We start from the raw sequence: 20,300 nt of genomic DNA on the forward strand, positions 1-20,300 counted from the left end.
TTTTTACAGATTGGCCAAGTTCATTAATACTTTTATATCCTTGAGAAATAATACTATTTGAATCATCATATAAAATAATATTTTTTGCCTGAGAAAGGTTTGGTATTAATAGGGCTAATACTAAAAATATTTTACTTGGATTCATATTTAATCTCATCGCTTTTCTTTAGTTGGAGGTAATGGGTTGTTAAGCAAAGGGTATGGATCAAAACGACCCACCAATCCTCTACCATCTTGATCCTTTGTTGGTAATGATTTATTACCTTTCCCATGATCTTTCAAATACCAAACTTCAAAATGTAAATGGCTGCCTAATTCAACTGTTGGCATTATATGTGCGTTTCCACTACATCCTGTTTTCCCTAATGGAGTTCCAGCCTCAATCCAAGCTTCATCGCTTTCAAAACTATTAATTTGGCTCAAATGGGCATAAAAAAACCAAACAAATATTATATCTGGGTAATGCTTTCTTATGTAAAGTTTTTGTTTCTCGGGTAAATCATCTACTTTTACTTGCAATGTAATAGTTGCCCCAAAACTACTATCTCCCTTAGCGTTAAAATCTCTATTAATGGCATATAAAGTCCCTGAAGCAACCGCCCTTATCTCATCTCCAACTTTTGCTTCTAAATCAATACCTTGATGTGCTCTTTTTCCACCATTTCGCACCATACCGAAAGTACAAGATTTTGCGACCGCGGCATATTTTCCAGCTGATCTCATTCTATTTACTTTTAATGGATCAAACCAAACATTTGCACCACCAATCTTTGGTTCCTGTTTTGGTTCCTGTTTTGGTTCCTGTTTTGGTTCCTGTTTTGGTTCCTGTTTTGGTTCCTGTTTTGATTCCTGTTTTGATTCCTGTTTTGGTTTTGGTTCTTCTTTAGAATTTAAAACTTTCTTTTCTATATCCACCATATTGGATTCATGTAATCCATTTGTATTCAACATAAATTCTAAAGTATGAATTTTTGTATCAATCAGATTTTCATACATCCAAATTTTATATGCTTGAATATAGTTATTATTACCTTGCTTTAAATATTTAGCTTGAACTTTTTTACTTACATTAGCTTCAAAATTAGTCTTAGCAGTATCTTTATCAATACTGTTTCTCATGATCAAATATGCACTTCCAGGTGATTCATGATGACAAAAATATATAAGCTTACTCATTTCTAATGGATTTAGATTATCAACTCCACTAGTAGCTAAACCATTATTCTTTAATCTACGCTTTAAGCCCTCTAAATTTTTTTTTGCAGATAAAGCTATCGTATCAATTGATAATCCAGCATCAGTTCTTAGCGAGTTTATCCAGCTGATATCTTTGCTATTCAGCTTAACTATAGGTTGTTGTAATTTTTTCTTTTTCTGTTCTTCAGTACGCTGGTCGTCAGAAAGTGTATAGCTCTTCCAACGACCACTTCCAACAAGTACCTTATACCCTTTCTTCTTAATTATATATTGATTCAGTTTACCTGTTTTATCTGTCGCTAGTTCCAACCAAGTGGGGGTAAAAAATTGGCCTAGACCAACTCCTGTTCCTTGCGGATTTACTGCATTTGGATCCCATTTATTTTCAACTTTTCCTCCGCCCGTTTCGATACAAATAAGAGCTGCTATTGTTGCTGCACTTATGCCATATTTTTTTTCAGCATCAAGAATATCTTTTCTATAAATTTCATTTGCAGCAACCAGTCTCAAGTTTCCTTCAATTCCAACCTTGGCAATAGCATGTGTTTTTTCTCCTCCTTCAGTTCTAACCGATTTATCTATTGTTTCAGGTAAATTAACTTGTGGTTGTGTTTCTTTCTGTTTTTGTGAATTCCCACTAACTGAATTATTCTCTCCCGTAGCAATTAAAACTCCTTTTTGATTTTTTAGCTCATTATTATCTTCAGTTATTACAGGCTCTGGGGTCGATTTTTCAACTTTTTCCTTTACCAACTCTTTATTTTTATTTTTTAAATCAATTTTAACATCTTTTACTTTTTGATTTTCAGTACCCTCTTTATAACCATATACACCAGTTGATTTCATCATTCTAGAAGTTAAAACTAATTTCTTTTTTCCTAATGGCAATTTTTTATGGTCAGCAATTAAATAAAAGCCTTTTAAGTTACTTTTAAAATATACTTTTATTCCCTTTGTGTGATCTTTAATAGCAATTACAGGAGAATTTCCATTTAGTATTTTAACTTCTTTTTTTAAACCATCATATTCTAGATTTAATGTGGCAGTATTAATTGGATTAAATGCTAAATCCAATAATCGAATAGTTAGGAATGTATCAATCTCTTCTTGAGGTGGATATAAGTATATTTTTTGCCCAACACTTATATTATGAATTAATCGTCCAGTTAAGTTATTCCAATCGGCTAAATTCTTTAAAGGAATCCCATAATGCTTTGATATACCCCAAAGTGTTTCGCCTTTTGCAACATTATGTACTTTCTTATTCATTTATTCATACCTATTAAAATTTAATCAAGCTGTGAACCATGTTCACCTGGCTCCAGAATCGTATCGTTACTATTCTCTTCATCGACTTCATCATCATAAAAAGAGCTAGACCATTGATCAAAACCTAAATATGTTGAATACTTTTTAGCATCTTCACTTTCTAATAATGGAGTTAAACCATTTTTATCAGTTACCCCTTCCCATAGCGTATGTTTTTCTAAGTCATCAAACACTATAACCTTAGCTTCAGGAATTGCTTCTCCCAATATTGATGTAAATAAAAATTTAATTGCAGATGGCCCAATTTTTGGCAACTCAGGAACCTCATAAGAAACCTTGGCTCCACTCGTAAACAAATGCTGCCCAGCTTTACTTTCAAACTTACCGCCTGTTGTTGAAAACACACCATTGGCATTAATTTTAAGCTGTGATCCACCTGCCGTTAATACAATTTCTTTTGGACTCGTAAGCTCGATTTTATCTTCAGTAGAAATGAGCTTAATGACCTTCTTGGCAATTGCTTCAATAGCATCATCTTGCGCTTGTAATTCGAGCTTTCCTTTTGCTGCATAAGCACGCAAACCTTTTTGCGCGGCAAACAAACTAATTTTGTCTTGTGCGTGCCCAATAATATTTTTCTGTGCACTCAAATTAATTGAGCCGCTGGCACTTTCAGCAATATCTTGCGACGCCTGCAGAATAATATTTTCAGGCGTCGTCAAAGCAATGCCATTTGGCGATGCTAATAACATAAGCGCTTGTCTAAAGATTTTGCCTTGTTCTTGCTGTTTAGTATCGGAACTGCTTTCTAAACCTTGGGTATAACCCTCCATAAAGCCTTGTAAAGAACTCAATGCTTTAGAAGGTGACACTTCCAATTTACTGCCTTTACTAAAAGTGCCACATACACTCATTAGGTCAAAGTCTTTAGTCTCAACATTGGCTAAGACTTTTCCGACCTCTTTAATACTCTCAAATGGATTTTTATGAATACGGTCTTTAATGCTGGCAAGTTTACCTTTAACGATATCGGCACCATGTTCTTCAACGTTTTCGATGAACGCTTTTAAGTTTTCCACTGCATCTTTGGCATCGGTAAAGAAAGCATTAAATTCATCTACAACGCCTTTTGCATTTCCACCTAGTGCACCAATGTCTTGAATAAAGCCGCCACAGTCTTTTAAAGCGTGAATAGGGTCGTTATTAATCCCTTCTTTAAATAAGTTCACCGTACTATTTAATGCCTGACCTGTGGTTTTTAGCTCAAGTGATTGGATAAATTTAGGTAAGCGATTAATCACATTCAAAGCATCAGTTTGTTGCTTGGCTGCAACCTCACTGAGCATTTTCATGCTTTCATAGCCTTGTGAAAGTAAAGATTGTGCTTGTGCAGCCTCTAAATGGTCGGCAATCGCCTGCTCTTGTGCATAGGTACTAATGAGCATGCCTTTACCTGCACGCACAGCTCCCCAAGCATCTGTTCTCAGCTCAAAGCCTTCACCACGGCCTTGGCTCGTCTCTTGTTCTTTCGGATGGCTTAAATTACCCAAATTCAGCTGTGTTGCAGCATGGCTACTTTGGAGTTGAGTACTGATTTGTCCAGTTGTGTCATCAAAGCGTAATTGGTTGAAGCCACTTCCATTGATTTCCTGACTGCGAATCCCGCTCAGTTTTTTAGTTGCAGGAAGCTGACCTTTTATATCGAACTTGGTTGGTGAGCGCTGTGCTTCATGGATGCGCCCAGTCACAAATGGACGGTCAATATTGCCATCAAAGAAGTCAATGACAACCACTTCACCAATACGTGGTAAGAAACGTGCGCCATAGCCTTCTCCTGCCCAAGGAGTCAGTACGTCCACCCAAGCCGAGTCGGTATCGTTATCATTGCTACCTGCACCACCGTCATGGCCATGATCATCACTACGGGTAAATAGAAAACGTACTTTAATGCGCCCCCATTCATCGACATGAATGGTTTCTCCTTGTGGCCCCACGACTTTCGCTCTTTGTGGGTAGGCAATGGGGCGGTGCTGTTCTGGATTATATTCAGGTGCAGTTTTGATTTGACGGCGTATTAGAGTCAGTTCATTACCTTGACGCTCTATATCATCATAACCATGTTGATCCCAACGACTTTGGGTTAATAACTGGCTAACCTGCTGATGTAAATCTTTAGGCAAGTTATTTTGGTTATAGAAGTTTTTAGCAATAATCAGGAACTCTTGATCTGCCCCTTCATGCTGATCAATTTCAGGGTGCTCGCGTAGATTAAACCAATAACCGACTTGGCTATCGCGGACACTACTATAAGCTTTAAAGTATTTAGCCCGACTCGCATGCATGTCGGTGAAGTGCTGATTTAGTTTTTCTAACTGACTACTACCCGAAGCGGTTGCCTGATCTTCTCCTTTTAAATCTTGCATCCAAGCGGGGCTTACATGCCATGCTTGCTCAAGACTTAAAGTGGCTGAGTCAAAGCTGTCTGAATGTGTATGTGTGGTAACAACCGAACCATTACCCTCTTCTTGTGCAAGGACATCGGGTTGCCAGCGCTGTACATGTACCGCTGTCGGTTGCAAACTTCGTACTGCAACAAAACCAGTAATACTATCTTGATATTCGGTTGCGCTACTTCTGTGATAGCGAATACTACGACGCTCTAAAGCCTGATACTGACTATTGTCGTCAATTAGTCTTAGTTTTTGAGCTTGTATTGGCGCAGTAAAATGCGGAACAAAAAGCTCTGACTCATCAATGAGCCAACTAATGCCTTCACTTCGCCATAAGCGCGTAAGAAAGTCATAGTCAGACTCATTGTGCTGCATGGTGAAAGGTCGAATATCATAGTTTTGACTTAACCCACCCAAGTCTAGACTTAAACTCGCAGCAAACAGTGGACTTTTTTCTTGCCACTCTTTAAATAGAACTTCGGTAATTTCTACGATACTTTTATTCATAAAAACACGACTATTACGGCGTTTGTGCCATAAATTTGTCGCGTCTTCTATAGTCAGCTTATAAAGCGTTAAAGCACCATCACTTTGTCCATAACTGGCTTCGGTCACAATACCTGTTGTTCGGAACAATTGTCCCGAATCTGTGACCTGATCAACAGCGACTTGAACACCAATAAATTGCTTCAATGCAATTTGGGCATTGGTTGAAAGGCAGATCAATTCTGCCATTAGGCCACCATTCAGCTGATGTTGACCTTCTATACGTTGTAAGAATATTTGGTTATTGAGTAGTTCATTAGAAAACTGTACATGGATAGCACGTTTCTGGGCATTTAGCCCTATTTTTTCCAAGACACTAAATATATTAAAAAGCATTTTTTTATAATCATAAGGATATATAAACGGCTGCACTTTATAAAAAACAGAACTATCTGTCTACAAAATTATGCGTTATTTTTATCAATTTTTCTTATATTCTCACTTATTCTAATGTGATTAAAAAAAGCCCAACTTAAGTTGAGCTTTTTTTAATCATGTTAAACTCACTTTTTAGTAGTCTTAAATACTGGATAAAAACGGAATAACTGCCATAAACAGACTAGCAAAAGCAAAACGAAATAAACCAATGACCACACTGGTAAAGACTGACCTAAAAAAGTCCAGTCAATTGCCGCACATTCACCTGAACCAGAAAGCACTTCTTGTAAAACTGCTTTCATCGGTAAAGCATCGATTAAATAATTTAAACCTGGTCCACAGCTTGGTACTTGGTCTGCTGGTAAATGCTGTATCCAAACATGACGGCCTGCCACGCCGACTGACCATAAAATTGCAATACCTGCTAAAAATGCATAGAAGCGTTTAATCGCATTGGAAACTGGGTTATGCAAAAATGCAATGAGCGCCACAAATCCCATTGCCATTAAGCCAACACGTTGAAAAATACAGAGCGGACATGGCTCTAACCCTTTTACATGTTCCAAATATAACGCAAAAGACATGCCGACAATGCTTGCCAGTACAAGCAGTCCACTCACCAAACGGTAACTTAATCGCATGTAAAACCTCGTTTTTATCTATATTGTTCAAGATACTGATCAAAGCTGATCTGACTATCTTGCTCAAGTTGTTCTTGCTGCTGTAAAGATTGTGCAGCCAATTGTTCAAAATATTGTAAAGTCTCTGCACTGATTTCATGCTTTTCATAACTTTCAGCATGCATCTGTGCCATATGACTGCCAAAGCTCCAGGTTCCACCATGCTTTAACGTGTCATCAATCACATGTGCAGATAATGTTTCATCTACTTCATCAATGCGTTCTTGCATTACGGTCAAAGCCGAGCTGTACAGATTTGTTGCATAGGTCTGATCAAGTAATTTGGCACAAGCCTGCATGTTCGAAATATGCTGACGTGCCCAGTCCTCAATATGGTAAGACCCGTTTAAATCAGTAATGGTTGCGTTTGGCGCTCGGCCACGGTTAACCACTTCTGTCTGGTTTTTCTCAATCAAATCTTGCTCAGGACATAGCAACTCAGGACTATCACTGAGTAAGCAATAAAGCGCCAGTGCCTCAAGGAAACCAGCCGTTGTTTCATTTACACCAATTGGTGAATATGGATTTACATCTACTGCACGAAGTTCAACATAACCCACTCCTCGATTTTGCAAGGCTTGAGATGGTGTTTCACCCGCATGCGGCACCTGTTTTGGACGCACGAGACTGTAATACTCATTCTCGATTTGTAAAACATGGTCATTAATTTGCAACGGTTCACCAGAGGCATCATTTAACCCTAAACGGCTAAATGGCGGGTAAGGAGAATGTACGGCTTTTTGTAAACCAGCCAGATAACCAGATAGGTTGTTGTAGTGAATGCCTAAACTTTTTTGTGCCGAGTTTTGGTAACCTAAACGTCCCATACGCAGGGCTGTAGCATACGGTAAATAGTATGACCCTTTGATTAAAGGCAACAAATGATGTTCATGTCCAGTCAAGAAACAACGACAAACCGAAGGACTCGCTCCGACTAAGAACATTACCAGTGGCGTTAAGCGAATAAAGTTACGGATAAGCCCAAAATAACGATGACTACGATAATCTTGCAGACTGAGTGCTTTTAATTTTTCGTCAGTTTCATGTGCCTGCAAGGCAGTAAAAAGCGAATCTGGAAAAGATAAATTATAGTGTACGCCCGAAATCGTCTGCATACGGCGACCATAACGAATACCCAATCCACGGCGATAAAGCGTCTTAAAACGGCCAATATTAGAAGTACCGTATTGAGCTAAACGAATACGCTCTTCATTGTCATCTAGCATACATGGCATAGATAACGGCCAGAGTTTTTCACCATTTTCTAAATGACGGTGTACAACCGCATGAATATCGGTGAGCTCATGCAAGGCATCCCCAATCGTTGGCTGTGGTGAAGTAATAAACTCCATCAACGCTTCTGAATAGTCAGTTGTAATTTTTGGATGTGTTAAAGCTGAACCTAATGCTTTTGGATGTAACTCTTGTGATAAGAACCCATTACTTTGCATACGTAGGCTTTCACGTTCTATTCCACGTAACATGCCTTGTAGTAGCGACGAATCCACCCAAGCAGGAATAACTGATTGAGATGGTGTAGTGGGTTGACTCATGCATTTGCTCGCTTATAAAAGATCACTATATACAAAATCGTGACATGATATGGATGTTGATATGATCACATCATTTCAGTTTGGCAATTTTTATCACAATCTTGTTATTTAAGACACGAAAGAATTGTGATTTTATTGAAGAATAATTGCTAAAGAGTTGTCAATATCATGAACGATCAAGACATTTTAAACTTCTGGTTTTCACCTGAACACCGTTCACTTTGGTTTGCAAAAAGTGATGAATTTGACACAAAAATTCGTGATCAATTTGCAGACATTCATCGTCAGGCAACTCGAGCAGAACTTTGGTCTTGGCGAAAAACGGCAGAAGGTCGTCTTGCAGAGATTATTGTGCTAGATCAGTTTTCTCGCAACATTTATCGTGATCAACCCGAATCTTTTGCTTACGACAGCCTCGCTTTAGCTTTGTCACAAGAAGCAATTAGCTTGCAACTCGATGCACAGCTTAACCCTGAACAGCGCTCGTTTTTATACATGCCGTTTATGCATAGTGAATCGAAGCTAATTCATGAGTTTGCTTTAAAATTATTTCAACGCCTCGGCAATGAAATAAATTTAAGCTTTGAGAAAAAACATAAAGTGATTATCGATCGCTTTGGACGTTATCCTCATCGCAATGCCATCCTTGGACGTGTTTCAACACTAGAGGAAACCGAATTTTTATTAGAACCGAACAGCAGTTTTTAAGACTGCTTTATTTTTTAATGCTGAGTTATCCATTCTTCCATGCTCAGCTGGGAGTTCACCATGAAATATCTCTCTCTTTGTTTAGCTTTAGGCACTGCCTTAACTTTAAGTGCTTGTTCAACCCTACCGAGCAAACCCAAAACCTTCAATCAGCTTGGCCAGTTTTCAGCCTATCCGTTAAATGCACAAACGTTCCGAATCAGCTTCCAAGCTGACTCAAACATGAGCTATGGAACAGCTGAAGAAATTACCTTGGTGAAAGCAGCACAAACGACCGTACAAAAAGGCTTCCGCTTTTTTAAAGTGCAAAATGACCCAAGTAATCAAAGCCAAAAACCACCTCGTCAGGCCGTGGTTTACCCATCTGCGCCGAGTTTTTATCCGTATGGTTATGGTCGCCGTTATCCGGGCTTCTGGCATGATCCGTTCTATGATTTCCCACAAGTGGTCAATATCGACCCTGTTCAAGTGTCGTATACTATTGAATGTTATCGGGATCAAAAGCAGGCTCCGCAGGACGCTTTTGATGCAACGTTAATTCTCAAATCTATCGGACAAAAATATGGTTTAAGCCCGACAGGAGAATTGTTGCCGCCGCCTGAGCCGCCAGTAAAACAAAAATGAATAGGATGACCGTATGAATATGGCAGAAGAAGTACACCATGCACCCAATCTGAAGCGCAGCAAATACTTTGCGACGCTGGCACTTATTATTGTAGTAGTGCTGTGGATTGGGTTATTGATTGCCAATCGCTTTCTGCCAGAGTACACCAACTTAATTCATATTTTAATGTTAGGCGCGGAAGCTGGCGTAGTGGGTGGACTCGCAGACTGGTATGCCATTACCGTCCTGTTTCGAAACCCATTTGGCAAGCTTCCTATCCCAAAATTTTTGCGGGATCATACCGAAATTATTCCACGCAATAAGGCTCGTATTGCAGAGTCAATGGGCCGATTTGTGCAGGAAAATTTTCTATCACCTCAAGTAGTAGAACGAAGCTTAGAAAAAACTGACCTAAGCCTTGCCATTGGGCAATGGCTAGCCAGCCCACAAAACAACACACAAGTAGTGCAGCTCATTCAGCAAACTGTCCCGAAAATTTTTGAATTTGTTAGCCAAGAGCAAATTGCTAATTTTGTGCAAAACAACAGTGTGCAATGGGTGCGTAACACTCAAGTCAATAAACTCGCCAGTGAAATGCTACGCGCGGTCTTGGAAAATGATTTCCACCAAGATGTATTGCAACGTGGTCTCGATATTGCGCATGAGTGGGTCGTACAAAACCCGGATAAAACCCGTGAGTTAACCCGAAAAATGTTTAAAGCGCTGGGTGTCTGGTCTCTTGCAAAAGGTGCAAGCTGGATTGGTATTGATGTTCAACAACGTACCATCGATTCACTGGTTGAAAAAGTAGAATCAATGCTGGCCGACCACGAACACCCTTGGCGACAGGAAATTGAAACCGTTGCTCATTCGCTTATGCTCGAATTAGCAAATCCTGACAGTGTTGCCAGTCAACGTCTCAATAGCGGTAAAGATGCGCTGTTAGATAGTCCACAAGTTCTAAATTTCATTAGTGGTGCTGTCACCATTTTATGTGATGCCATTAAAGCAGATCTAATGAAAGAAGATTCTGGCATTGCAATGAACCTTAGAGCTGCCATTCAGCAATTGGGTGAAAACCTTGTCCAAAATGTAAAAGTACGCGAAGTTCTCAACAAAGAAATGACAGGACTTGCCATGAACTTTACGGATCAATATAGCCATAAAATCATACGCTATGTGAGTGAGCGCATTCATGAATGGGACTCACGTGAAATGATTGGAAAAATTGAAAATGAAGTCGGTGGCGACTTACACATGATTCGAGTAAATGGCGTTGTAGTGGGTGCATTTATCGGTTTAACTCTAGGTGTAATCCGCGCAGCGATTGAATCGATTTTATAACGTTAATAATTATCTTAAGAGAATAACATGCTACAGCTTCAGTCAAAATTGCCCGCACAAGGGGTAACTATTTTTAGTACCATGACGGCAATGGCACAGCGCTTGGGTGCACTTAACCTTTCACAAGGTTTCCCAGACTTTCCAGCCCCTCATGCTTTGCTCGAAGCCCTCTCACAGGCAACTTTGGCTGGACACAATCAATACCCACCTGGTGATGGCATTCTCGCACTCCGTGAACAGCTTGCTTTACAGTTTCAACAGCGTGATCAACGTCAACTTGACCCTGTAACCCAGATCACGATTACACCTGGCGCGACCATCGCTATTTTCTGTGCTATACAAGCCTGTATCAACACAGGTGATGAAGTCATTATTTTTGACCCGAGTTATGACAGCTATGGGCCTTCTGTTCAGCTAGCAGGTGGTAAAGCTGTTCGTATTGCCCTGCAAGCACCTGACTTTAAGGTGAACTGGCAACAAGTCAAAGATTTGATTAATGACAAAACCCGTATGATTGTGGTGAATACGCCTCACAATCCCACTGGCACTATCTGGGAAAAACAAGACTGGTTAGAACTCATTGAACTTATTCAAGATAAAAACATTGTGGTTTTATCCGATGAAGTCTATGAACATTTGGTTTTTGATGGTCAGCAACACTTTAGTGCATTGCATTTTCCAGCGCTCAGAGAACGTAGTTTTGTGATTGGTTCTTTTGGTAAAACCTTCCATGTAACAGGCTGGAAAACTGGTTACTGTGTGGCTTCACCTGAATTAATGCGTCTGTTCCGCCAGATTTACCAATATGCAAATTTCTGTGGTACGACACCTTGTCAAATTGCGCTAGCGCAATATATGCAGCAACATCCGGAACACATTCAGGAACTTTCGCAGTTTTATCAAACTAAGCGAGATCGATTTAATCAGGCAATTCACAATAGCCGTTTTTTACTTAAACCATCTCAAGGTACTTATTTCCAAAACTTGGATTACAGTCAAATTAGACCCGACTTAAACGATGTTGAAATGTGCCAGTTTCTTGCCGAGCAATATAAAATTGTGGCTATTCCTGTTTCGGTTTTCTACCAGCAAGCACCAGAGTCTTTACGTCTGATTCGCTTCTGCTTTGCTAAAAATGATGAGACATTGCAAAAAGCAGGAGAAATCTTGAATGAATGTTAATAAATTTAGAAACTTAGCCTAGCAAAACACTACAAGAAATCTTATCTAAATATGCTAAGTTGAATATCCGCCCCGCTCATCAAAGAGATGGGCGATGGAGAACAAATGCCACCAAGACAGTCTTTAATTCATCAGCAAAATCTATGGAAAACATTTTTTGTTTTCTTATTGCCGCTTATTGCAACCAATATTTTGCAAAATCTGTCTGGCACCATTAACACCATCTTTGTTGGACAGATGATGGGAGTCGATGCAATTGCCGCAGTTTCTGTATATTTCCCGATTTTGTTTTTACTGCTTGCTTTTATTATCGGAATTTCAACAGGCACCACAGTGTTAGTAGGGCAAGCATGGGGCGCACAGAATTTTGAAAAAGTACAAAGTGTAGTGGGTTCTACCCTGTTTATGACCATTATTGGCGGAATCATTACCGCGATTATTGGTGTATTTTTTGCCCACAATATTTTAGAGCTTTTAGGCACCGACCCAAAGGTCATGCATCTCTCTTTGCCTTATGTACAATGGATGTTAGCGGGTAGTCCGCTTCTATTTGTCTATATTATCTATACCTCAATTTTACGTGGTGTGGGTGACAGTACTACACCTTTACTGGCATTGGCATTAACCAGTGTAATTGGCGTAATTATTACCCCAATTTTGCTTAAAGGTTATTTTGGCTTTCCTGCTCTCGGCATTATTGCACCCGCTATAGCATCAATTATTAGTTATATTGCTATCCTAATTTTTCTTGCGATTTACCTAAACAAGAAAAAGCATCCGCTTCGACCGAACCGCCAGCTTTTGCAACATATCCGTCACAACCCAGAATTGAGCAAAATCATTTTACGTTTAGGTGTGCCAACAGGTATTCAAATGATTACGACTTCTATGGCGGGACTCGTGATTGTAGGTTTAGTTAACCGCTTTGGAGCGCATGCGACAGCTGCGTATGGTGCCGTAAACCAAGTACTCAACTATATTCAGTTCCCTGCTTTATCAATCTCAATTGCGGCTTCAATTTTTGCAGCACAAGCCATTGGTGCAGGTAAATCAGACCTACTTGCACGTGTTACCCGCACGGCTCTAGGTATGAACTTTTTATTTACAGGTGCCCTAATTGCACTGGGCTATCTCTTTTCAAAATATTTGATGGCTTTATTTATTACCGACCCAACCGTGGTGGTATTAGGGCAGCAGCTTTTATTTATTGTACTTTGGGCAATTTTATTCTTTGGTGCAGGCGCTATTTTTGCATCCATCATGCGTGCCAGCGGAACTGTGACAGCCCCAATGTTACTTAATATCTCGGCTATTTTGTTTATTGAAATTCCATGTGCTTACTGGTTTAGCTCAATATGGGGACTTAAAGGAATCTGGTTTGCCTATGCCTTGGCATTTGTCAGCCTCTGTATTGTTCAAGGCTTGTATTACCAGTTTATTTGGAAGAAAAAGAAGATCAAAGTCCTGATTTAAAAAGCTTGAACCTTATAAAAAAAGCCATCAATTGATGGCTTTTTTTAATTTAAATCTTATTTCATCCATTTCGTCACAATGGTTGAAGCACGTTGGTATCCTGTCGGGAACAAACGTTGGAATGCATCCAGAATTTTTGCGTCACTACCAATCAATAACCGGCGTTTATTTTTCAAAACTGCGTCTAAGATTTGACGAGCCGCCTCTTCTGGTGGGGTACGTAGGAACTTATCAAAGTTTTGAATTGATTTAGTCGGGTCCATACCTAAGCTGCTTAAGCTGTCACTCATTTTTGCAGCTTTCGCAATATTGGTACGAATACCGCCTGGGTGTACGCATAACGAGCTTACACCACATTTTTCAATATCTAGCTCTTGGCGTAACGATTCGGTAAAACCACGTACCGCAAATTTAGTCGCGTTATAGCCAGACTGGGTTGGCTGAGCTGTTAAACCAAATAAGCTAGAAATATTGATAATGTGACCATCTTGAGTTTGCTTAATAAACGGTAAAAATTCTTTGGTCCCGTAAACCACGCCCCAAAAGTTAATTCCAACAATCCACTCTAAATCTTCGTAGGTTGCGCCTTCTACAGTTGAACCTAAAGCAACCCCAGCATTGTTAAAAATGAGATTAACAGAGCCATGATCTTGCACGGTTTCCTGTGCCCACTGCTTTACTGCTTCGCGGTCAGAAACGTCTAACTTTTTGGTTGTTACAGTAATATTACTGTAGGGTTTTAATAGCTCAACAGTTTTCTCTAAACCCTTTTCATTAATGTCACTTAACGAAAGATGGCAGCCTTGTTTCGCCAAGAGAATTGCTAATTGTTGCCCAATGCCAGAACCTGCGCCCGTGATTGCAGCGACTTTGTTTTTAAAATTTTTCATTGTCCATCCTTTGTTTTTCGATTTGCACAATCGGTTCATTGCATGTGCACTTTAGACTCTTTTAATATAATTTTGACAATATTCATTGTCAATATAGTACACTGTAATTTCAGATAGATTGGCACAATTCTGCTGACCGCTTTATCATAGGCCTTATATTTGCCGAAAAACCGATAAATCAGGAAACCATTTATTTATGGCGACAAACGACTCAACCAGTAAAAAGAAAACAAAAACTGTGAGTAAAGAACGTCAGTTCAAAGGGTTATCTCTTTCCGAGCGTAAAGAAGCACGCCGTGAAAAACTCATTGAAGCGGGTATTGCGACTTATGGAACCCTTGGCTTTTTTTCAGTGACGGTAAAGGATGTCTGCCAAGAAGCAAAACTCACCGAACGCTATTTTTATGAATCTTTTAAAAAGAGTGAGGATTTATTCCAAACCATCTTTTTAAAAATGATTGAAGAGTTACAGCAAAACTTAATGCAAGCTGTGATTAAAGCTGCGCCAGATCCAGAAAAAATGGTCGATGCAGGCTTAAGAGCACTGCTGACGACTTTAAAAGAAGATCCTCGTTTAGCTCGTATCGTCTACGTTGATGCAGTTCTGGTTCAGGAATTACATAATCAAGCCACCATTCAGGAAACCCTTGCTCAGTTTGACCGTATGATCCAAGCGTTCGTTATGCTGACCATGCCGCAAATACAGCATAAGGAAAATGAGCTCTCTTTAATTGCAACAGGGTTAAATGGTTACGTTACGCAAATTGCAATTCGATGGGTGATGGGTGGCTTTGAGCAGTCTCTCGAGCAAGTTTTGACAGCCTGCCGTATTGTTTTCTTGTCTTTATTGGCTCAGGTTTCAAAATAATATTAAAGTTTTTTGACACTACTTTAAGTCCAAAAACCTAGCTGAAAGCAAATTGGTAACACCTTGAATGGCTTTAAGAAAATTTATGTCGCCCTGTCATCATTCGGTCATGTGCTTGCCGTATTTTTGTCACAAATTATTGCTAAATTCGATTTTATAGACTTTTCTGCAATGAAATTGTCATAATTAATCTTTGTAATAAGCCTGTCATAACTACAAAACGGTTCACCGTTAAAATCTACAAGGTATTACGCTGTGAAAGATGACTATATTTTAATTGTCGATGATGAGCTTCCTATTCGTGAAATGATCCATACTTCTTTGGATATGGCAGGCTTTCAATGTTTACAGGCTGAAGATGCCAAACAGGCTCATCAAATTATCGTCGACCAACGTCCAGCACTTATCTTGCTTGATTGGATGTTACCTGGAGGCGTAAGTGGTGTGGATTTATGCCGCCGCTTAAAACGTGATGAAAACCTAGCAGAAATTCCAGTCATTATGCTCACTGCTCGCGGAGAAGAAGACCACAAAGTACAAGGTCTAGACGCTGGCGCAGATGACTATATGACTAAGCCATTTTCAACCCGTGAACTGGTTTCTCGTATTAAAGCTGTTCTACGCCGTGCAAATGCATTAAGCGGAGAAAAAACAATTGATGCCAATGGCTTAATTCTTGATCCTGTAAGCCAACGCGTAAGCTTTGGTAACAGCATTTTAGATATGGGACCAACTGAATATCGCTTACTTGCATTTTTTATGACCCATCCGGAACGTGCATATACACGTGCCCAGTTGCTCGATCAGGTATGGGGCGGTAATGTATACATTGAAGATCGTACCATCGATGTACATATCCGTCGTTTACGTAAAGTGTTAGAACCTTTTGGTGTTGACCGATTTGTTCAAACCGTACGTGGTACAGGTTATCGTTTCTCTACACGTGCAGATTTAGCCGCAGGTTAACCAAAATTTATGTATGAACCCTACCCCGTCCCTGAACAGGTACGTGAACAAAAGCTTTCCCGTTACAGTAGTTTGTGGACGTTTGCTAAACAAGATTTACGACTTTTATTATTTTTCCTGATTATTGCAGGTTTAGTCGGTTTAGGGGTTGGGTATTTCTGGAGCTGTATTTTTATCGCCTTCGTGGTGTTTTTTGCACTCCAGTTGCGTTCTTTATATTTGGTGAATGACTGGATTGCCAATAATCCTTACGATGTTCCTCCCAACCTAAGTGGTATTTGGGGGGCATTATTATTTAATGTGTATCGTGCTCAGCGTCAGGAACGTATTGTTCAAGCCGAAATGGTGGGGCTGATTGACCGTGCTCAATCCTCTTTGGTTGCCCTTGCTGAAGCAGTAGTACTCATTGATGATCAACATCAAATTGAATGGTGGAACCCTGCCGCAGAGCGTTTATTGGGAATCAGCCCTCTCGACCGTGGTCGTAACTTATTAACCATTTTGCGCCAGCCTACTTTTATTGAATATTTTAACAATATTGATCAAGCACCGGATGGGATAAAACTCCATTCAAGTCTTGATGATGACCGTTATGTACAGGTCAAACTCACACGGTTCGGTGGAGAAAGTCGTTTATTGGTGGCTTACGACGTGACTCGTATGCACAACCTTGAGCAAATGCGTAAAGACTTCGTCGATAATATTTCGCATGAGCTGCGTACACCGTTAACTGTACTCAGTGGTTATATCGAAACATTTACCGACCAAGAAGATATTAGCCCACGCTGGAAACGCGCATTTGATCAGATGCAGTCTCAAACTAAGCGTATGAACGCGTTAGTGAATGATTTACTGCTGTTATCAAATTTAGAAAATAATAAGAAAATTGCAAAAAACCAGATTATTGAAATGCCGAGTTTAATGAATCAATTGTTTGATGATGCTCAGGCCTATAATGCTGATTATGGACACACGCTCAATTTACACATTGATAGTCACTGTGACTTAATTGGTTCTGACATGGAAATTGCCAGCGCATTTAGTAATTTAATTACCAATGCCATCAAGTACACGCCAAAAGGTGGAACCATTACCATTGGCTGGCACGACGATGGTGAACATGCTTACTTTAGCGTGCAAGATACAGGTATCGGGATTAACCCAAAACATTTGCCGCGTCTGACCGAACGCTTCTACCGCGTAGACAGCGACCGTAGTCGTCAAACTGGTGGTACAGGTTTAGGCTTAGCGATTGTAAAACACGTGCTGATGCAACACGGCGCGTATTTAGATGTGCAATCTAAAGAAAATGAAGGATCAACCTTTACCGCAGTTTTTCCAAAAGAAAGACTCTATAACATGACCTAAAATTATCACTCGTACATATAAAAAGCCGACTCATGAAAGTCGGCTTTTTTGTCGCATTTAAATCTATTTATTTAAAATTAGAGCAATAAGATTTAGCCTGATTTTTCTCTATAACATTTAAAAAGTTGGTGGCAAAAGTGTTGCTCTGGCGCAATGCATCGCGATGATCTCCACCATCAATCGTTTGATAAATCACTGGTTTTTTTAATTTACATAGCTGTTGGTAATAAGCTGATGTTCCTCTAGGGTCGACTAAATGATCTTTAGAACCTTGAACAATCATTAACGGAACAGTCGGTACCATATTTTCAATGGATTGCTGTTTTAGATAAGCCAAAAGAGGTTTTAAATCTGCATTAGCTTTAAATATGCTAGAAGGAGATTTTTTCAAATCAGATTGAAGTTCAGATAAACAGCGGCTACGTGCTTGTGTGAGCACAGTGTTCATTTCGGGACTAACTAAATTTTCAGGAACAATGCTTGGTTCTGCTGCTTGCGCTCCCAATAACACAATCGGGAAGAAAGCTGCCACGCTAGGTTCTGGGTTTGGATTAGTTTTTACATACTCTGCAATGCCTTCATATTGATAGCCACCTGGCGCAAGCGCAATCGCTCCTTTTAAATCGAGTTCAGGTGCATCTTTTTGACCATAGGCAGACACTGCAATTGCCGCAGCCCCGCCTTGACTATGCCCCATCACCAACCACTGTTTATTAAAATCTTTTGGCTTAAGCAAATGTAATGCTCGTACGGCATCGACTACCGTATGCAGTTGGCTATTGGCATTCATATAGGGATGTGCACCTAGCGTACCTAATCCCTGATAATCGGGCGCAACGACCGTATAGCCACGTGCAAGCCAACCATCTAAAGCTTTGGAAGCAACTTCTTGATAAGAATGAACAGGGCCACCTAAATAGTCACCAGAAGGTGCACAGGTGTCAGCAACTCCGGTCGTGCCATGCGCCCAAGCCAATATAGGCCAGCCATTTTTTGGAGGTGTTCCTTTTGGTAATAAAATAAATGCTGAGGCAACGATAGGCTCGCCATTCACACCTCGACTACGATAATTGATCAACAAACGCTGATCGGCATGAGGAAATAAATTCGTTACATCTTGCTGTACTATAGACAGTATTGAACCCGGTTTTTCACTCACTATTTGCTTACTCAAATCTGTAATTGGAGCAGCCATAGCAGAGCCAGACGTCAAACAAATACTGCTGAATAAAATTTTTAAAAAGGAATTACTTTTTCTAATCAAGGGATTACTCCTCTATTATTTACATTGCATCTATTTAAATAATCAATTTATAAAATATAAATTACCATAAAATTATCTATAATTTATATTCAATCTAAAAACACATTAAAACAGATTTACTGAAATTTAATAAAACTATATTTTAAAAATATGTAATATAAATACAGTTGCAAAAATTAATCCCGTTTAAATAATAAAAAATATATGCTGATATTTTCCTAATTACTACAGCGATTAAAATGTCAAAACAATATAAATTTATACCGTACCTAATTTGTCTTATTCTCGGTTCTATATCTATCCATAGCTTTGCAGACGTACAAGTGTATGGTCCTGGTGGTCCAGCACCCGCAATGAAAGAAGCCGCCAAACAATTCACCAATAAAACGGGCATAGCAGTCCATGTGACTTCTGGACCTACTTCTCAATGGTCGGAAAAAGCGAAACAAGATGCCGATGTTATATATAGCGGTTCCGAAGCCATGATGTCTGATTTTGAAAATGCTTTTTCTGAGCAAATTATAAAAGACTCGGTAGAGCCTTTATATTTACGTCCCGCAGCCATTTTAGTGAGAAAGGGAAACCCTAAGAATATTAAAGGTTTTAAAGACCTCGCTAAACCCGGCGTTAAGGTTTTAGTTACACATGGCGCAGGTCAAGTCGGTATGTGGGAAGATATTGCTGGCAGAACTGGAAATATTCAATTAACCAAATCTTTTCGAAAAAATATTGCCACCTATGCAGCCAACACAGGAATTGCCAAGAAAAACTGGGAAGAAAATAGCAGCTATGATGCTTGGTTAGTCTTTAATATTTGGGGAGTCAGTAACCCAGACATTGGACAAATTATACCGATTGAACCAGAGCTAGTTATTTATCGAGATACAGGTGTAGCCTTAACCAAGCATAGTTTAAAAGACACTGAAGCTAAACGTTTTGTGGATTTTCTATCCTCTCAACAAGGCAATGCTATTTTCAAAAAATATGGTTGGACTAAATAATTAAAAAGGGAGTCATACTCCCTTTTTAATTTTGAAAAGTATTAACTCTGCCTAAGCTAAAATATATTCTTTGATATTGAATATACGCCTACGGCATATAAAGTACCCAGTATTAAACAAAAGGCTGAGCTGATATACCAAAATAAATCACTATTCCCAACAAATTTTGATTTTAACCATGGAAAAGCAAAACCACGAATAAGAAACACGGCTGCAACAAGTGACAAAATAATTTCGGTAAAAGGTAATAGCTGTAGTCCTTTTGCTGCAAAGAAGGCATACATAGAACATACTGTTAGAATAATCCCCACAGCTATAGCTGTAAAATTCGGATACCAATGTCCCCTTTCGACCATCTGAACAATACTTTTCCCAGCCCCTAAAAACCGAAAACCATTTGCTCCCCAAAACACACAAATAAAATGAAGTAACGCGGCCACGAAAGTCAAAGCCGAAGCAAAATATAAACTAATGATAGGAGTTGGGGACATTTTATTCTCTTCGTGAGTATTTATAATGAGTTAAAAATTAATTTACTGGTAAACATTATATTTAAAAA

At 39.4% G+C, this 20,300-nt stretch carries 16 protein-coding genes; 9 read left to right on the plus strand and 7 right to left on the minus strand.

Going from position 1 to position 20,300, the window contains the following annotated elements:
- Positions 1-153: 153 nt before the first annotated feature.
- The 4 genes from ACH63V_RS08480 to gshA form a co-directional block, all read right to left on the minus strand.
- Positions 154-2,466, minus strand: a complete 2,313-nt coding sequence (locus tag ACH63V_RS08480; protein WP_396463244.1) for a LysM peptidoglycan-binding domain-containing protein — start codon at positions 2,464-2,466, stop codon at positions 154-156.
- Between the two features lie 20 nt (positions 2,467-2,486).
- Positions 2,487-5,798, minus strand: a complete 3,312-nt coding sequence (locus ACH63V_RS08485; RefSeq protein WP_396463245.1) for a type VI secretion system Vgr family protein — start codon at positions 5,796-5,798, stop codon at positions 2,487-2,489.
- A gap of 167 nt (positions 5,799-5,965) precedes the next feature.
- A complete protein-coding gene (locus tag ACH63V_RS08490; RefSeq protein WP_396463246.1) occupies positions 5,966-6,481 on the minus strand; it encodes a disulfide bond formation protein B in 516 nt (171 codons plus the stop codon).
- Positions 6,482-6,495: 14 nt separating this feature from the next.
- Positions 6,496-8,073 (minus strand): glutamate--cysteine ligase, encoded by a 1,578-nt coding sequence (gene gshA / locus ACH63V_RS08495; protein ID WP_000082286.1) that lies wholly within the window; start codon positions 8,071-8,073, stop codon positions 6,496-6,498.
- Between the two features lie 168 nt (positions 8,074-8,241).
- Here gshA and ACH63V_RS08500 point away from each other — a divergent pair, with 168 nt between their 5' ends.
- The 5 genes from ACH63V_RS08500 (at position 8,242) to ACH63V_RS08520 (ending at position 13,384) form a co-directional block, all read left to right on the plus strand.
- Positions 8,242-8,781, plus strand: a complete 540-nt coding sequence (locus tag ACH63V_RS08500; protein WP_311087274.1) for a DUF924 family protein — start codon at positions 8,242-8,244, stop codon at positions 8,779-8,781.
- Positions 8,782-8,841: 60 nt separating this feature from the next.
- Entirely contained in the window at positions 8,842-9,405 is a 564-nt protein-coding gene (locus ACH63V_RS08505; RefSeq protein WP_151761708.1) for a CC0125/CC1285 family lipoprotein, read from the plus strand.
- Between the two features lie 13 nt (positions 9,406-9,418).
- Positions 9,419-10,729 (plus strand): DUF445 domain-containing protein, encoded by a 1,311-nt coding sequence (locus ACH63V_RS08510; protein ID WP_263614855.1) that lies wholly within the window; start codon positions 9,419-9,421, stop codon positions 10,727-10,729.
- A gap of 27 nt (positions 10,730-10,756) precedes the next feature.
- Positions 10,757-11,911, plus strand: coding sequence for a pyridoxal phosphate-dependent aminotransferase (locus ACH63V_RS08515; RefSeq protein ID WP_396463247.1), 1,155 nt, complete (start codon positions 10,757-10,759; stop codon positions 11,909-11,911).
- 105 nt (positions 11,912-12,016) lie between these two features.
- Positions 12,017-13,384 carry an MATE family efflux transporter gene (locus ACH63V_RS08520; RefSeq protein WP_368568256.1) on the plus strand — a complete coding sequence of 456 codons (1,368 nt, stop codon included), beginning with the start codon at positions 12,017-12,019 and terminating at the stop codon, positions 13,382-13,384.
- Positions 13,385-13,440: 56 nt separating this feature from the next.
- Here ACH63V_RS08520 and ACH63V_RS08525 read toward each other — a convergent pair whose 3' ends face one another.
- Positions 13,441-14,274, minus strand: coding sequence for an SDR family NAD(P)-dependent oxidoreductase (locus tag ACH63V_RS08525; RefSeq protein WP_396463248.1), 834 nt, complete (start codon positions 14,272-14,274; stop codon positions 13,441-13,443).
- A gap of 196 nt (positions 14,275-14,470) precedes the next feature.
- On the opposite strand from ACH63V_RS08525, the gene ACH63V_RS08530 reads away from it, so the two are divergent.
- The 3 genes from ACH63V_RS08530 to phoR all read left to right on the plus strand — a co-directional run bounded on the left by ACH63V_RS08530 (position 14,471) and on the right by phoR (position 17,476).
- Positions 14,471-15,142 carry a TetR/AcrR family transcriptional regulator gene (locus ACH63V_RS08530; protein WP_198071896.1) on the plus strand — a complete coding sequence of 224 codons (672 nt, stop codon included), beginning with the start codon at positions 14,471-14,473 and terminating at the stop codon, positions 15,140-15,142.
- A 255-nt stretch (positions 15,143-15,397) separates the two neighbouring features.
- Complete coding sequence (phoB, locus tag ACH63V_RS08535) at positions 15,398-16,108, plus strand: phosphate regulon transcriptional regulator PhoB (protein WP_000650776.1); 711 nt, start codon at positions 15,398-15,400, stop codon at positions 16,106-16,108.
- 9 nt (positions 16,109-16,117) lie between these two features.
- Complete coding sequence (gene phoR / locus ACH63V_RS08540; protein ID WP_263614859.1) at positions 16,118-17,476, plus strand: phosphate regulon sensor histidine kinase PhoR; 1,359 nt, start codon at positions 16,118-16,120, stop codon at positions 17,474-17,476.
- 67 nt (positions 17,477-17,543) lie between these two features.
- Here phoR and ACH63V_RS08545 read toward each other — a convergent pair whose 3' ends face one another.
- Complete coding sequence (locus ACH63V_RS08545; protein ID WP_396463249.1) at positions 17,544-18,740, minus strand: alpha/beta fold hydrolase; 1,197 nt, start codon at positions 18,738-18,740, stop codon at positions 17,544-17,546.
- Positions 18,741-18,979: 239 nt separating this feature from the next.
- Between ACH63V_RS08545 and ACH63V_RS08550 the strand changes: the two genes are divergently transcribed.
- Complete coding sequence (locus ACH63V_RS08550) at positions 18,980-19,741, plus strand: AcfC family putative adhesin (RefSeq protein WP_396463250.1); 762 nt, start codon at positions 18,980-18,982, stop codon at positions 19,739-19,741.
- A gap of 56 nt (positions 19,742-19,797) precedes the next feature.
- Here the strand turns inward: ACH63V_RS08550 and ACH63V_RS08555 are convergent, their stop codons facing one another.
- Entirely contained in the window at positions 19,798-20,232 is a 435-nt protein-coding gene (locus ACH63V_RS08555; protein ID WP_263614862.1) for a hypothetical protein, read from the minus strand.
- Between the last annotated feature and the right edge of the window lie 68 nt (positions 20,233-20,300).

This window comes from Acinetobacter sp. ABJ-A23_2, assembly GCF_044538765.1.
GTDB classification, from domain to species: domain Bacteria; phylum Pseudomonadota; class Gammaproteobacteria; order Pseudomonadales; family Moraxellaceae; genus Acinetobacter; species Acinetobacter nosocomialis_A.

Excerpts from the sequence above, each read along its gene's own strand:
- ACH63V_RS08480 (WP_396463244.1), bottom strand. The coding sequence starts at position 2,466 with ATGAATAAGAAAGTACATAATGTTGCAAAAGGCGAAACACTTTGGGGT.
- ACH63V_RS08485 (WP_396463245.1), bottom strand. The coding sequence starts at position 5,798 with ATGCTTTTTAATATATTTAGTGTCTTGGAAAAAATAGGGCTAAATGCC.
- ACH63V_RS08490 (WP_396463246.1), bottom strand. The coding sequence starts at position 6,481 with ATGCGATTAAGTTACCGTTTGGTGAGTGGACTGCTTGTACTGGCAAGC.
- gshA (WP_000082286.1), bottom strand. The coding sequence starts at position 8,073 with ATGAGTCAACCCACTACACCATCTCAATCAGTTATTCCTGCTTGGGTG.
- ACH63V_RS08500 (WP_311087274.1), top strand. The coding sequence starts at position 8,242 with ATGAACGATCAAGACATTTTAAACTTCTGGTTTTCACCTGAACACCGT.
- ACH63V_RS08505 (WP_151761708.1), top strand. The coding sequence starts at position 8,842 with ATGAAATATCTCTCTCTTTGTTTAGCTTTAGGCACTGCCTTAACTTTA.
- ACH63V_RS08510 (WP_263614855.1), top strand. The coding sequence starts at position 9,419 with ATGAATATGGCAGAAGAAGTACACCATGCACCCAATCTGAAGCGCAGC.
- ACH63V_RS08515 (WP_396463247.1), top strand. The coding sequence starts at position 10,757 with ATGCTACAGCTTCAGTCAAAATTGCCCGCACAAGGGGTAACTATTTTT.
- ACH63V_RS08520 (WP_368568256.1), top strand. The coding sequence starts at position 12,017 with ATGCCACCAAGACAGTCTTTAATTCATCAGCAAAATCTATGGAAAACA.
- ACH63V_RS08525 (WP_396463248.1), bottom strand. The coding sequence starts at position 14,274 with ATGAAAAATTTTAAAAACAAAGTCGCTGCAATCACGGGCGCAGGTTCT.
- ACH63V_RS08530 (WP_198071896.1), top strand. The coding sequence starts at position 14,471 with ATGGCGACAAACGACTCAACCAGTAAAAAGAAAACAAAAACTGTGAGT.
- phoR (WP_263614859.1), top strand. The coding sequence starts at position 16,118 with ATGTATGAACCCTACCCCGTCCCTGAACAGGTACGTGAACAAAAGCTT.
- ACH63V_RS08550 (WP_396463250.1), top strand. The coding sequence starts at position 18,980 with ATGTCAAAACAATATAAATTTATACCGTACCTAATTTGTCTTATTCTC.
- ACH63V_RS08555 (WP_263614862.1), bottom strand. The coding sequence starts at position 20,232 with ATGTCCCCAACTCCTATCATTAGTTTATATTTTGCTTCGGCTTTGACT.